The 14099-nt window shown below is 72.4% G+C and carries 7 protein-coding genes; 4 read left to right on the forward strand and 3 right to left on the reverse strand.

Going from position 1 to position 14099, the window contains the following annotated elements; all coding sequences use genetic code 11:
* Positions 1 to 39: 39 nt before the first annotated feature.
* A complete protein-coding gene (locus DD542_RS19595; RefSeq protein WP_127806774.1) occupies positions 40 to 1014 on the reverse strand; it encodes a LysR substrate-binding domain-containing protein in 975 nt (324 codons plus the stop codon).
* A 114-nt stretch (positions 1015 to 1128) separates the two neighbouring features.
* Between DD542_RS19595 and sulP the strand changes: the two genes are divergently transcribed.
* Positions 1129 to 2877 (forward strand): sulfate permease, encoded by a 1749-nt coding sequence (sulP, locus tag DD542_RS19600; RefSeq protein ID WP_127806775.1) that lies wholly within the window; start codon positions 1129 to 1131, stop codon positions 2875 to 2877.
* Positions 2878 to 2889: 12 nt separating this feature from the next.
* Here sulP and DD542_RS19605 read toward each other — a convergent pair whose 3' ends face one another.
* Positions 2890 to 3597 carry a class I SAM-dependent methyltransferase gene (locus DD542_RS19605; RefSeq protein ID WP_206610695.1) on the reverse strand — a complete coding sequence of 236 codons (708 nt, stop codon included), beginning with the start codon at positions 3595 to 3597 and terminating at the stop codon, positions 2890 to 2892.
* A 54-nt stretch (positions 3598 to 3651) separates the two neighbouring features.
* Complete coding sequence (locus DD542_RS19610) at positions 3652 to 4278, reverse strand: MBL fold metallo-hydrolase (protein ID WP_127806776.1); 627 nt, start codon at positions 4276 to 4278, stop codon at positions 3652 to 3654.
* A gap of 185 nt (positions 4279 to 4463) precedes the next feature.
* On the opposite strand from DD542_RS19610, the gene DD542_RS19615 reads away from it, so the two are divergent.
* The 3 genes from DD542_RS19615 (at position 4464) to pbpC (ending at position 14058) form a co-directional block, all read left to right on the forward strand.
* A complete protein-coding gene (locus DD542_RS19615; RefSeq protein ID WP_127806777.1) occupies positions 4464 to 5774 on the forward strand; it encodes a sigma 54-interacting transcriptional regulator in 1311 nt (436 codons plus the stop codon).
* Positions 5775 to 5860: 86 nt separating this feature from the next.
* Positions 5861 to 11842 carry an MG2 domain-containing protein gene (locus DD542_RS19620; protein ID WP_127806778.1) on the forward strand — a complete coding sequence of 1994 codons (5982 nt, stop codon included), beginning with the start codon at positions 5861 to 5863 and terminating at the stop codon, positions 11840 to 11842.
* Positions 11839 to 14058 carry a penicillin-binding protein 1C gene (gene pbpC / locus DD542_RS19625; protein ID WP_127806779.1) on the forward strand — a complete coding sequence of 740 codons (2220 nt, stop codon included), beginning with the start codon at positions 11839 to 11841 and terminating at the stop codon, positions 14056 to 14058. The genes DD542_RS19620 and pbpC overlap by 4 nt, the downstream gene beginning before the upstream one ends.
* Positions 14059 to 14099 lie beyond the last annotated feature (41 nt).

A 14099-nucleotide genomic window follows, 5' to 3' on the forward strand; every position in this document is an offset into this window, starting at 1 on the left:
CCGTCGCCCGCTGTGCAGCGGGCCCCCGTCATGGGGGTATCACGGGATGTGATGGGTGTCGGGCAGTGCTGCGAGCGCGGTGGCGCCGGACCAGCGGCCCTCGCCCAGCAGGGTGCGCACGCAGTCCTTGAGCACCACGCGCGCGGCCAGCGCGGCCGGCGACAGCTCGTCGTCGGACAGGCTGCACAGCAGGTTCACGCGGCGCGCGGGAGCGTCGCTGATGCGCGCGCACTGGAAGCGCTGCGCCGCGTCCGGGTAACGCCCCAGCGCCGCCCAGGGCTGCAGCGTGGCGCCCAGGCCCGCGTCCACCGCGGCCATGACCATGGCCAGCGAATCGACCTCCAGCACCACGCTGGGCGCAATGCCGGCACCCGCGAAGGCCGTGTCCAGCGTGCTGCGCAGGCCGTGCGGCCCGGTGGGCAGGATCAGCGGCACCCCGGCCAGGTCGGCGATGGCGATCTCGGCCGGCAGGTGCGGCGCGCCCGCGCGCTGCACCAGGAACAGGTCTTCCTCCAGCAGCGGCATCACGCTCCAGCCGCGACCGCCGCCATCCTGCCGGGTCTGGTGCAGGCGGGTGTCGAACAGCACTGCGAGGTCGAGCTGGCGCGCGTTCAGCATGGCCGTGAGGTGGCCCGACATGCTTTCGACCATGTGCAGGCGCACGTCGGGGTAGCGCTCGCGCATGGCCTGCATCAGCGGCAGGCCCAGCACCGCCGAGGTGGTGGGCGCCAGCCCCACCGACACCGAGCCCGACAGGCGCGCCTGCTGCGCGGCCCGCGTGGCCTGCTCGGCGTGGCGCAGGGTCAGCTGGGCCTCGCGGAAGAAGGCCACGCCCGCCTCGGTGGGCGCCACGCCGCGCGGCGTGCGGTGGAGCAGTCGGGTGGCGAGTTCGCTTTCCAGTCGCGTGATCTGCTGGCTCAGGGCCGACTGCACCAGGTCCAGGTCGGTCGCGGCGCGGCTCATCGAGCCCAGCTCGACGATGCGCACGAAGTAGCGCAGCTGACGCAGTTCCATGGGGAGGCCTGTGGTGGTGGTTCGCCCGCCGGGGCGGCGCGGGGTTCGGGGTGGCCGCCAGTTTATCGGCCGTCCCTGAAAATACCGCCACCACCACCCGCTCCGCCTGCCCGCATGCGCTCCACCCTCACCGACTGGTTCCCCATCCTCCGCTGGGGCCGGACCTACAACCGCCCGCTGCTGGCCGCCGACCTCACGGCCTCGGCCGTGGTCACGCTGCTGCTGATCCCGCAGAGCCTGGCCTACGCCATGCTGGCCGGCATGCCGCCGGTCACCGGGCTGTACGCCAGCATCGTGCCCATGGTGGTCTACGCACTCATGGGCAGCAGCACGGTGCTGGGCCCCGGCCCCTCGGCGCTGCGCTCGATCATGTCGTTCGCGACGGTGGGCACGGTGGTGAGCGCCGGCGGGGCCGACTTCATCGCCGCGAGCGCGGTGCTGGCGGTGATGGTGGGCGTGGCGCTGCTGGTGATGGGCGCGCTGCGCATGGGCTTCATGGCCAGCTTCCTGAGCCAGCCGGTGCTCTCAGGCTTCATCACCGCCTCGGGCCTGCTGATCGGCATGAGCCAGCTCAAGCACGTGCTGGGCGTGCCCCTGAGCGGCGACGATGTGCCCGGCTTCGCCCGCAGCCTGGCCGCCCATTTCGGCGAGGTCCATGGCCTGACCCTGGCCGTGGGCCTGGGCGCACTGGCGGCGCTGTGGGCGACCCGGCGCTGGCTCAAGCCCCTGCTGTGCCGCCTCGGCGTGCCGGCGGTGGCGGCGGACCTGGCGGGCAAGGCCTCGCCGCTGCTGGTGATCCTGCTGTCCATCGCGCTGACCACGGCCCTGGGCTGGCCGCAGCAGGGCCTGGCGGTGGTGGGCGAGATTCCGCAGGGCCTGCCCAGCCTGGTGGTGGCACCGCTGCTGGAACTGCCGGGCTCCACCGTGCGGGCGCTGATGGTGCCGGCCCTGCTGATCGCGGTGATGACCTTCATCGAACAGATTTCCATCGCCCAGGGCATGGCCGCCAAGCGGCGCGAGCGCATCGACGTGAACGCCGAGATGCGGGCCATGGGCGGCGCCAACCTGGCGGCCGGCCTGACCGGCGCCTTCGCCGTCGGCGCGAGCTTCTCGCGCACCTCGGTGGTGGCCGAAAGCGGTGGCCGCACGCCCGCGGCCGGCATCATCACCGCGGTGCTGCTGGCCTTCACGGCCCTGTTCCTCACGCCCTGGCTGCACGACCTGCCCATGGCCGTGCTGGCCGCGACCATCCTGATCTCGCTGGGCTCGCTGATCGACTTCCGCAGCTTCCCGCTGAACTGGCGCTACGCGCGCGCCGACTTCGCGGCCCAGGCCCTGACCTTCTCCGTCACGCTGCTGGTCGACCTGGTCACGGGCCTGACCGTGGGCGTGATCGCCTCGCTGGCGCTGCACATCTGGCGCAGCAGCCGCCCGCACATCGCCGTGGTGGGCAACGTGCCCGGCACCGAGCACTACCGCAACGTGCTGCGCCATCAGGTGGTGACGCGCCCGCACATCCTGGGCCTGCGGGTGGACGAAAGCCTGTTCTTTGCCAATGCGCGCCACCTGGAGGACCGCATCACCGCCGAGCTGGCCGCCCACCCCGGCGTGCGCCACGTGGTGCTGCAGTGCACCGCGGTGAACGACATCGACGCCAGCGCGCTGGAGAGCCTGCGCAGCATCCACCGCACGCTGCAGGACGCCGGCATCCGGCTGCACCTGAGCGAGGTGAAGGGGCCGGTGATGGACCGCCTGCACCGCAGCGACTTCCTGGAGCGGCTCTCGGGACGGGTGTTCCTCACGCACCACCAGGCCATCAGCGCGCTGGACGAGCCGGCGCTGGACCCCGCGGCCCAGATCTGAGCGACCGCTGCCTCAGCGCCTGCGGCGCAGCAGGCGCACGTGCATAGGGCGCACGAAGCGGGCGCCGTCCGCGCCGAGGTGCGGCTCAAAAGCGCGGCGCACGCGGGCTTCGATCGCCGGCGTGATCTGGTGGTCGGCAAAGCTGGGGTAGAGCATGCGCTGGGCGAAGGCGGGCCAGTCGGGGTAGTGCACCGGCTGTGCGAAGCGGCGCTCGGCCACCGCCTCCCACTGGCCACCGCCGGCCAGCGCGCGGTCCAGCGCGGCCTGTGCGGCGGCCCGCACCACGCCCTCGTCGTTGTAGAGGCGCACGATCTCATTGAGGGCGCCGCCGTAGACCGGCTCGCTCACATAGAACCAGCCGCCCGGCCGCAGCACCCGCGCCACCTCGGCCAGCGCGCGGTCCATGGCGGGAATGGGCACGTGGTGCAGCGACTTGAGCATGAGCGCGCCGTCGAAGCTCTGGCGCGCAAAGGGCACGGCCTCGGCGCTGGCGGACAGGAACTGCAGCCGCTCCCGGGGCTGCGACAGGTTCTTCGCGTGCTGGACCGCATCGACCTCCAGACCCACCACCTCGCTGTCCGCATGGCGCTCCAGCAGCCCGCGCGCCAGCCGCGCGTTGCCGCAACCCAGTTCGATGATGCGCTGGCCCGCCAGCGGCACCAGATCGGTCAGCAGGTCCAGCTCGTTGTCGAGCAGCGGGAAGTGGTCGGTGGTGGTCATGTCCTGCCGTGCGGAGATTGGGGAACGCGGTTCATATTCTGGAAGTGGCCGGTGTCATCTCTGGACGACCATGGAGCCCATGCGGGCGAAAAACCCGTCGCGGGTGAGGCCGGCGAAATGGGGGTTCCAGCGCCGCTGCTCCAGCACCGTGCTCACCACCCTCGCCCGCCGCGCGTGGCCCGCGTACAGCAGGGTCTCGTCGGGCAGGGTGAAGATGCGCTGCACGCTGTCCCACTGCGCTGGCGGCTGGGCCGGCCCGGGTTGCCACGGACAGGCGTCGACGGTCAGCAGGTCGCCGCAGAACACGCGGTCCTGCCAGAGGTAGCTCTGGCAATGGGCGGTGTGTCCCGGCGTGTGCAGCACCTGCACGAAGCCCGCGCCCAGCGGCAGACGCTCGCCGTCCGCCACGTTGCGGGCGCCCTCGCACCAGGCACCCTGCACCACCGGCGCCCCCAGCCGCAGCAGGCGATCCAACTCGCCGGGCGGCTGGTCATCGTGGCCGTCGTGCTCGTGGGTGCGCAACACCCAGCGCAGGCGCAGGCCGGCCTCGTCCAGCAGCGCCATCAGCACCGGCCGGTCGCCGCTGCGCGGGTCGACCAGGGCGGCTTCGTGCGCCGCTTCGTCGGCCAGCAGGTAGCTCAGTGCGCCGCTGTGTTCGTCGTAGAGGATGCGCAGACTCATAGGGTCGGGTCGGGTCCGGAGCACCGAGCGTTCCAAGATCCATGCCAGCCGCGTCCGGCCCGCCAACGCCTTTGCCAACAAGCACTTGCACGCCACTGCGGGTCCGGCGCCGCGCCGCCGGGGCTGCCTTGTCTGCCAGATCTGGCAGACAATCCCGGATACCCCCCACCCCAGCGGGTCCATCCATGAAACCCCTGCCCGAACTCACCGCCTTCCTCGAAGGCCTGCCCGAGCCGCACATCCTGTTCGACGCGCAGTACCGCATCCTGGCGGCCAACGCCGCCTACCGGCGCCAGTTCAGCCCCGAGCGCAGCGTGGTCGGCCGGCACTGCTACGAGGTCTCGCACCATTTCGCCGTGCCCTGCGACCAGGCCGGCGAGTCCTGCCCGCTGGCGCAATCCCGGATCTCGGGCCAGCGCGAGCGCGTGCTGCACCTGCACCACACGCGCCGCGGCGAGGAGTACGTGAACATCGAACTCTCGCCCCTGCCGGGCGCGGACGGGCAGCCGGCCTTCTACGTGGAGAAGATGGAGCCGCTGCGCGTGGCCCAGGGCCAGCCGGCGGCGCAGGGCCTGATCGGCCGCTCGCCGGCCTTCCAGCGCATGCTCGGCCTGGTCGCGCGGGTGGCGCCGGCGCCGGCCACCGTGCTGCTGCTGGGCGAATCGGGCACCGGCAAGGAGCTGGTGGCGCGCGCCATCCACGAGGCCAGCCCGCGCGCCAGCAAACCGCTGGTGCCGGTGGACTGCTCCAGCCTGCCCGAGACGCTGTTCGAGTCCGAGCTGTTCGGCCACGAGCGCGGCGCCTTCACCGGCGCGGCCACCGCCAAGGGCGGCCTGGTCGAGGCGGCCAGCGGCGGCACGCTGTTCCTCGACGAGGTGGGCGACATCCCGCTGGCCATGCAGGTCAAGCTGCTGCGTCTGCTGGAGACCGGCATGTACCGGCGCGTGGGCAGCACCGAGCCGCGCCACGCCGACATCCGCGTGGTCTCGGCCACCCACCGCGACCTCGACCGCATGATGGCCGAGGGGCGCTTCCGCGAAGACCTGTACTACCGGCTCTCGACCTTCCCGATTCCGCTGCCGCCGCTGCGCGAGCGCGCGGGCGACCTGGCCCTGCTGGCCGAGGCGCTGCTGGAGCGGGTGGCGGCGCCGCGCCGCCTGCGCCTCGCGCCGGCCGCCCTGCGGCTGCTGGAAGCACAGCCATTTCCCGGCAACGTGCGCGAGCTGCGCAACCTGCTGGAGCGCACCGCCCTGCTGTGCGACGGCGAGCTGATCGAGGCGGCGCATGTCGAGGAGGCCATCGCGACCGGCCGGCGGCCGGGCCGCGCCGCCGCAGGATCGCCCGCACCGGCCACGGCCGGCGACACGGTGCGCGCCGCCAGCCGCGAGACGCTGCGCGCCATCGTCGCCGAGCACCGGGGCAACCGCGCCGCGCTGGCCGCCAAGCTGGGCATCAGCGAACGCTCGCTCTACCGCAAGCTCAAGTCCCTGGAATGAGCGCCGAGGGTGGTCCATCGAGACTGCCCACGCCGGGGCATCTGCGTTAGGCTCCCACCCATTCCAACAAGGGTCGGGGTGGCAGCATGGTGTTCCGTGTGCGCAGTGCGCTGGTGGGAATCGTGGGTGGTCTGGCGGCGGCCGGTGGTGCGTGGGCGGTGCAGATCACCGGCCTGAGCCCGCAGGGCGAGGTGGCCCGGGTGCGGCAGGTGGTGGCGAATTTCGACGCGCCCGCGGTGGCCTTCGGCAACCCGAACGCGGCCGCGCCGCTGCAGCTCAGCTGCAACGAGCCCCAGGCCTCGGCGGGCACCGGCCGTTGGGTCAACGACCGCCGCTGGGTGTACGACTTCCAGCAGATGCTCCCGCCGGGCGTGAAGTGCACGCTGCAGGTGGCGCCGGGCTTCGTGGCGCTGGATGGCAAACCACTGGCCGGCCAACAGAGCTTTGCCTTCGAGACCGGCGGTCCGGTGGTGCGCCAGAGCGTCCCGTCCGACGGTCAGACCATCGAAGAAGGCCAGTACTTCCTGCTGCGCTTCAACGGCGCGGTGTCGCCCGAGAGCGTGCAGGCCCACGCCTCGTGCGGCATGGACGGGCTGGGCGAGCGCATAGCGGTGAAGCTGATCACCGGCGCCGAGCGCGAGCAACTGGTGAAGGCGCGCGGCTGGAACCGCCAGGACGTGCCCGCCGACCAGGTGGTGGCCCTGGCCTGCCAGCGCCAGCTCACGCCCGCGGCCAAGGTGAAGCTGGTGCTGGGCAAAGGCGTCGCCACGCCGAACGGGGTCGCGACCCGGCAGGACCAGCGCCTGAACTTCACCGTGCGCGAGCCCTTCAAGGTCACGTTCAGCTGCGAGCGCGAAAACGCGCAGTCGCCCTGCCTGCCGCTGCGCGGCATGTCGCTGCGCTTCAACGCCCCGGTCACCGCCCAGCAGGCGCTGGACATTCGGCTGCGGCCCGCCGCTGGCGGCGAGGCGCGGCAACCCAAGCTGGAAGACGGCGCGCAGGGCGACGACGCGGTCGACGGCGTGGACTTCGCGCCCACGCTGACCGAGAAGGCCAGCTACACGGTCGAGCTGCCCCAGGGTCTGGTCGACGCCTCGGGCCGCGCGCCCGCCAACGCGAACCAGTTCCCGCTCAAGGTGTCGACCGGCCTGATGCCACCGCTGGTGAAGTTCGCGGCCGCGCCCTTCGGCGTGGTCGAGCGGCTGGCCGAACCCGGCGGTGCGGCGCTGCTGCCCATCACCGTGCGCAACGTCGAGCCCGAGCTCAAGGCCCTGGGCCTGTCGGTCAGCGGCAGCAAGGTCAGCGACCTCCGGCTCTCCAGCGACGCCGAGATCATTGCCTGGTACCAGCGGGTCGCCAGCTTTCACGAAGGCACGGTCGAGCGCAAGCTCGCAGCCCAATGGACGAAGACGCCGCTGCCCAAGGTGATCGACAAGGACAACGGGGACTGGGTCGAGTCGCGCATGCTCGGCCTGTTGCAGGGCCTGCCGAACGTGAAGCCGCTGGATCTGCCCCAGGCGGCCGCGGGCGATCCGCGCCCGATGGAGGTGGTGGGCATTCCGCTGCAGCCGGGCTTCCACGTGGTCGAGATCGCCTCGCCGCGGCTGGGCCGCTCGCTGCTCGACGAGCGCCACGGCGAGGGCCGCACGATGTACGTGCGCAGCTCGGCGCTGGTGACCAACCTGGGCGTGCACTTCAAGCTCGGGCGCGAGAACGCGCTGGCCTGGGTCACCACGCTGGACAAGGGCCAACCGGTCGCGGGCGCGGCGGTGCAGGTCTCCGACTGCCGCGGCAAGCCGGTCGCCAAGGGCCAGACCGACGCGCAGGGCGTGGTGAAGCTCGACGGCATCCCGGGCCGTGCGCCGGTGTGCCAGAACGGCGAGGCGGACGAAGGCGACTACGGCGGCGCCTGGTTCGTCAGTGCACGCGCGAAATCGGCCGACGGCGTGGACGACCTGGCCTTCACCTGGAGCGACTGGAACCGCGGCATCGAGTCCTGGCGCTTCGACCTGCCGACCGGCGACCTCGCCAGCGCCACGCAGCGCGCCCACACCGTGCTCGACCGCGCCCTGCTGCGCGCGGGCGAGACGCTGTCGATGAAGCACTTCCTGCGCACGGAAGACATGAAGGGCTTCCATGTCCCCGATTTGAAAAGCGGCGAACTCATCATCACCCACCAGGGCAGCGGCCAGGAGTTCCGCCAGCCCGTGGCCTGGCGCAAGACGCCGACCGGCGGCCTGAGCGCGACCAGCGAGTTCGCGATCCCGCCCTCGGCGCGGCTGGGCGTCTACACGGTGCAGCTCGCGCAGTCGCTGGGCCGCCAGGGCACCGAGATCCTGGACAGCGCGCAGTTCCGCGTCGAGGAGTTCCGGCTGCCCGTCCTGCAGGGCCAGCTCAGCGCCAACGACCAGAAGCCGCTGGTGGCGGCCACCAGCACGCCGGTGGACCTGCAGGTGAGCTACCTCTCGGGTGGCGGCGCGGGCAACCTCGCGACCCAGATGTCGGCGCTGATGCGCCGCAAGCCGCTGTCGTTCCCGGGTTACGAGGGCTTCAGCTTCGACCCGCCGCGCACCGCCAGCCGCGCGCAGGGCAGCCCGGACGATGGCGAGGACGGCGCCGACGCGGCGCAGAAGTTGGTGGCGGACAAGCTGCCGCTGACGCTGGACAGGAACGGCCGCGGCCGCACCGATATCAAGGACCTGCCGGCGGTCACATCGCCGCAGCAGCTGCTGATCGAGGCCAGCTACGCCGACCCCAACGGCGAGACCCAGACCCTGCGCCACGTCACCACGCTCTGGCCCGCCGCCGTGGTCGCCGGCATCAAGACCGAAGGCTGGGTCTCCACCCGGCGGCAGGCGCGCTTCCAGGCGCTGGCGCTCACGCTGGACGGCAAACCCGCGGCCAAGGTGCCGCTGGAGGTGCGCGCCTCGGTCAGGACCACGACCACCACGCGCAAGCGCATGGTCGGCGGCTTCTACACCTACGACAACAAGACCACCTCGAAGGACCTGGGCCGCGTCTGCTCGGGCCAGAGCGACGCGCGCGGCCTGCTGCTGTGCGAAGCCGAACTCGACGACGCCGGCGAGGTCGAGCTGACCGTGGTCGCCAAGGACCGCGAAGGCCACACGCACCAGAGCGCCGCCTCGGTCTACGTCACGCGCCAGGGCGAGCTCTGGTTCGGCGGCGAGGACCACGACCGCATGGACGTGGTGCCCGAGAAGAAGCGCTACGAGCCCGGCGAGACCGCGCGGCTGCAGGTGCGCATGCCGTTCCGCTTCGCGACCGCGCTGGTGAGCATCGAGCGCGAGGGCGTCATCGACACCAAGGTGGTGCAGCTCAACGGCGAGGACCCGACCATCGACCTGAAGGTCGAGCCCGGCTGGGGACCGAACGTGTACGTGAGCGTGATGGCGCTGCGCGGCCGGCTGCGCGAGGTGCCCTGGTACAGCTTCTTCACCTGGGGCTACCAGGCGCCGCGCGAGTGGTGGACCGCGTTCTGGTACGAGGGCAAGGAATACGTGGCGCCGACCGCGCTGGTCGACCTGAGCAAGCCGGCCTACCGGCTGGGCGTGGCTGAGCTGAAGGTCGGCACGGCGGCGCACGAGATCAAAGTCAGCGTCGCCACCGACCGCGAGGCCTACCCGGTGCGCGGCACCGCGCAGGTGAGCATCCAGGCCAAGCTGCCCAACGGCCAGCCCGCGGCCAACGCCGAGGTGGCGCTGGCGGTGGTCGACCAGGCCCTGCTCGAACTCGGCCCCAACGACAGCTGGGACCTGCTGGCCGGCCTGTGGCAGCGGCGGAACTGGAGCGTCGAGACAGCGACCGCGCAGATGGAAATCATCGGCCGGCGCCACTACGGCCGCAAGGCGATCTCGGCCGGCGGCGGCGGCGGCCACAGCCCGACGCGCGAGCTGTTCGACACCCTGCTGCTGTGGAAGCCGTCGGTGGTGCTCGATGCCCAGGGCCGCGCCACGGTGAGCGTGCCGCTGAACGACGCGATCAGCAGCTTCCAGGTGGTGGCCATCGCCGATTCGGGCCCGGGCCTGTTCGGCACCGGCCAGGCCAAGTTCCGCGCCACCCAGGACCTGCAGATCATCAGCGGCCTGCCGCCGCTGGTGCGCGAGGGCGATCGTTTCATGGCGCAGTTCAGCCTGCGCAACACCACGGCGCGGCCGATGAAGGTGAATGTGAGCGCGCGCGCGACTCTGGTCGAGACGCCCGCGCAGACGGTCGATATCCCCGCCGGCGAAACCCGCGAGCTGGCCTGGGACGTGACGGCCCCGGTGCCGCTGGGCCTGGGCCGCTTCGAGGCGCTGCTGTGGGAAGTCACGGCGCAGGACCAGAACGGCCGGGCGCGCGACGCGGCCAAGTTCAGCCAGCGCGTGCTGCCGGCGGTGCCGCTGACGGTGCGGCAGGCCACGCTGGCCCAGCTCGACGGCCCGCTGACCGTGCCGGTGGCCAATCCGGCGGACGCGCTGACCGACGCCCAGGGCGCGCTGCGCGGCGGCCTGCGCATGAGCCTGCAGCCCACGCTGGCCGAAGGCCTGCCGGCGGTGCGCGAGTGGTTCACCAACTACCCGTTTGCCTGCCTGGAGCAGAAGGCCTCCAAGGCCATCGGCCTGCGCGACGCCAGGCTCTGGCAGACCGTGCTGGCGCAGCTGCCGACCTACCTGGACAGCGACGGCCTGGCGAACTACTTCCCGCCGCGCGATGGTGATCGCCCCTCGGGCAGCGACACCCTGACCGCCTACCTCCTGTCGGCCACGCACGAGGCGGCGGCGCTCGACCCGGCCTGGACCCTGCCCGACACGGCGCGCGCGGCCATGCTGCGCGGGCTTGAGAACTTCGTCACCGGCAAGATCGAGCGCGGCTTCTGGAGCCCGCGCCAGGACCTGAACCTGCGCAAGCTCGCCGCGGTGGAAGCGCTCTCGCGCCACGGCCGGGCCAATGCGCGCCTGCTGCAGAGCGTGGAGATCGCGCCCAACCAGTGGCCCACGCACGCGGTGATCGACTGGCTCAACGTGCTGCGCCGCGTGAACGACATTCCCAAACGCGACGAGAAGCTGGCCGAGGCGAACAACATCCTGCGCGCGCGGCTGTCGTACCAGGGCACCAAGCTGGTCTTCAGCACCGAGGCCGAAGACCGCTGGTGGTGGCTGATGCAGAACGGTGACGTCAACACCGCGCGCCTACTGCTCGCCGTGATGGACGACCCGGCCTGGAAAGACGACATGGGCCGCATCGCCAGCGGCTTCATCGGCCGCCAGCAGCGCGGCGCCTGGTCGACGACGACCGCCAACCTCTGGGGCGGGCTGGCGCTGCAGAAGTTCTCGGCGCGGTTCGAGGCAGTGCCGGTGACCGGCAGCACCCGCGCCGCGCTGGACGCCGCCAGCGCCGCGGTCGACTGGAGCAAGGTTTCGCGCGCCGATCCCAAGGCGCCGGTGGCCGCGGGCTTTGCCACCGTCGGCCCCTTCAAGGCCGACCCCAACGCACCCACCGGCCCGTGGCGGAACAACGCCGCCACCCTCGCCTGGCCCAAGGACGGCGCCGCGTCCCTGGTGGTGCAGCACCAGGGCAATGGCAAGCCCTGGGTCACGCTGCAGGCACTGGCGGCCACGCCGCTGAAGGCGCCGGTCTCGGCCGGCTACACGGTGACCAAGACCATCACACCGGTCGAGCAGGCCGTGGCCGGCCGCTACAGCCGGGGCGACGTGCTGCGCGTCACGATCGAAGTCAACGCCAGCACCGACATGACCTGGGTCGTGCTCAGCGACCCGATCCCGGGCGGAGCCACCCTGCTGGGCAGCGGCCTGGGCCGCGACTCGGCCATCGCGACCGCGGGCGAGAAGCGCTCGGGCAGCGGCTGGCCGGTGTTCGAGGAGCGCAGCTTCGAGGCCTTCCGCAGCTACTACGACCACCTGCCGGCCGGGCGCTTCAAGACCGAGTACACGGTGCGGCTCAACAACGTGGGCACATTCGCGCTGCCGCCCACGCGCATCGAGGCGATGTACGCGCCCGAGACGTTCGGCGAGCTGCCCAACGCGCCCATGAAGGTAGAGGCCAAGTGAGACGCCGGGCGCTGCTGGTGGTGTTGCTGACCGGGGGCTGCGCGCTGCCGGCGGCGGCTCTGCCCAGCTTCGCCGAGGTGAAGGCCGCGCACCCGACCTCCGAGACCCGTTTCCTCGACCGCCACGGCGAGCTGCTGCAGCGCCAGCGCACCGACCCGACGGTGCGCCAGGGCGCCTGGGTCGCGCTGCCCGAGGTCTCGCCCGCGCTGCGCGGTGCCCTGGTCTACAGCGAGGACCGGCGCTTCTACGAACACAGCGGGGTCGACTGGCAGGCCGTCGCGGCCGCCGCCTGGGGCAACCTCTGGAACACGCGCACGCGCGGCGCCTCCACCCTCACCATGCAGCTGGCCGGCCTGCTGGACAGCGACCTCCAGGCCGGCGGCCGGGGGCGGAGCTGGACGCAGAAGGCGGGCCAGGCGGTGTGGGCGCAGGGGCTGGAGACGCGCTGGCGCAAGGACCAGATCCTGGAGGCCTACCTCAACCGCGTGCCCTTCCGCGGCGAGATCGTCGGCGTCGACGCGCTCGCGCGCAGCCTGTTCGCCAAGGCGCCGCACGGGCTGAACGCGGACGAAGCGGCGATCACCGCCGCCCTGGTGCGCGCGCCCAACGCCGCGCCCGAGCGCGTGGCCGCACGCGCCTGCGAGGTGCAGCAGGCCATGGCGCGTGCCCAGGGTGCGAAGGCCGACTGCCTGTCGGTGCGGCTGCTGGCCGGCAGCGTGCTGCGCGACCGCCGCTGGGCCGCCAGCGAGGGCGACGCCCCGCACGCGGCGCGGCGTGCGCTGGCGGAATGGCGCCAGCAGGCCGGCACGCGCGCGGTGCCGGCACAGGTCCGCACCACGCTCTGGGCGCCGCTGCAGCGCGAGGCGCAGACCCTGCTGCAGCGCCAGCTGCGCGCGCTGCTGGGGCGGCGCGTCGAAGACGGCGCGGTGGTGGTGCTCGACAACACCAGCGGCGAGGTGCTGGCCTGGGTCGGTTCGTCGGGCCTGCTGAGCCAGGCGGCCGAGGTCGACGGCGTGACCGCGCTGCGCCAGCCCGGCTCCACGCTCAAGCCTTTTCTCTATGTCCAGGCTCTCGCCGAGAAGCGCCTGAGCGCGGCCTCGCTGATCGAGGACGCGCCGACGCACATCCCGACCGCGGGCGGCCTCTACATCCCGCAGAACTACGACCGGCACTTCCGCGGCTGGGTCTCGGTGCGCACCGCGCTCGCCTCCTCGCTGAACATCCCGGCCGTGCGCACGCTGGCCATGGTCTCGCCCGAGGACTTCGCAGTGCAGCTGCTGCGCCTGGGCCTGCCGCTGCGCGAAAGCGGCGACTACTACGGCCTCGGCCTCGCGCTGGGCAGCCCCGAGGTGAGCCTGCTCTCGCTGGCCAACGCCTACCGCACGCTGGCCAACCAGGGCCGCCACGCACCGGTCGCGCCGCTGCTGGCCGGCCCGCGCCTGGCGGTGCGCAGCGAGGCGGTGCTCGACCCCGGCGCTGCCTTCATCGTGGGCGACATCCTGTCCGACGCGAATGCGCGGGCCGCCACCTTCGGCACCGACAGCCTGCTGGCCACCCGCGTCTGGACCGCCGTGAAAACCGGCACCAGCAAGGACATGCGCGACAACTGGGCCCTGGGCTGGTCGCAGCGCTACACGGTGGGCGTCTGGGTCGGCAACGCCAGCGGCGCGCCCATGGGCGAGGTCAGCGGCACCACTGGCGCGGCGCCGGTCTGGGCCGGCCTGATGCGCTGGCTGCACGAGCGCCAGCCCAGCCGCGCGCCGTCACCGCCGGCCGGCGTGGTGGCGCTGGCCGTGCGCTTCGGCCAGCAGCTCGAACCCGCGCGGCGCGAGTGGTTCATCGCCGGCACCGAACAGCCGCTGTTCGCCCTGGGCACGGACAGCGACAGCGGCGCGCCGGCACTGCGCCCGCGCATCCTCAGCCCGGCCACCGGCACCATCCTCGCCCTCGACCCCGACATCCCGCCGGCCCACCAGCGCCTGACGCTCCGGGCCGAGGCCGGCCACGTGCGATGGCGCATCGACGGTCAGCCGCTGGGCAAGGGCCAAGAAGTGGCGTGGATGCCCTGGCCGGGCAAACACCAGATCGAACTGCTCAACGCCCGCGGCGAGGTGCTGGACCGGGTGCGCATCGAGGTTCGTGGGGCGGGGGTGCGTACCACCACGGCCAACCCGCGCCGGCCCCCCGCCAGAAACCCGGTGGCGGGAACGTCCTGATCGGTCTAGAGTTCCAGGCATCCATTCAAATATCAGGATGC

It is taken from the genome of Hydrogenophaga sp. NH-16 (assembly GCF_004006415.1).
GTDB lineage: Bacteria > Pseudomonadota > Gammaproteobacteria > Burkholderiales > Burkholderiaceae_C > Hydrogenophaga > Hydrogenophaga pseudoflava.

What these genes read in the sequence shown, in the direction of transcription:
- DD542_RS19595 (WP_127806774.1), bottom strand. Translation starts at nt 1,014, where the DNA reads ATGGAACTGCGTCAGCTGCGCTACTTCGTGCGCATCGTCGAGCTGGGC.
- sulP (WP_127806775.1), top strand. Translation starts at nt 1,129, where the DNA reads ATGCGCTCCACCCTCACCGACTGGTTCCCCATCCTCCGCTGGGGCCGG.
- DD542_RS19605 (WP_206610695.1), bottom strand. Translation starts at nt 3,597, where the DNA reads ATGACCACCACCGACCACTTCCCGCTGCTCGACAACGAGCTGGACCTG.
- DD542_RS19610 (WP_127806776.1), bottom strand. Translation starts at nt 4,278, where the DNA reads ATGAGTCTGCGCATCCTCTACGACGAACACAGCGGCGCACTGAGCTAC.
- DD542_RS19615 (WP_127806777.1), top strand. Translation starts at nt 4,464, where the DNA reads ATGAAACCCCTGCCCGAACTCACCGCCTTCCTCGAAGGCCTGCCCGAG.
- DD542_RS19620 (WP_127806778.1), top strand. Translation starts at nt 5,861, where the DNA reads ATGGTGTTCCGTGTGCGCAGTGCGCTGGTGGGAATCGTGGGTGGTCTG.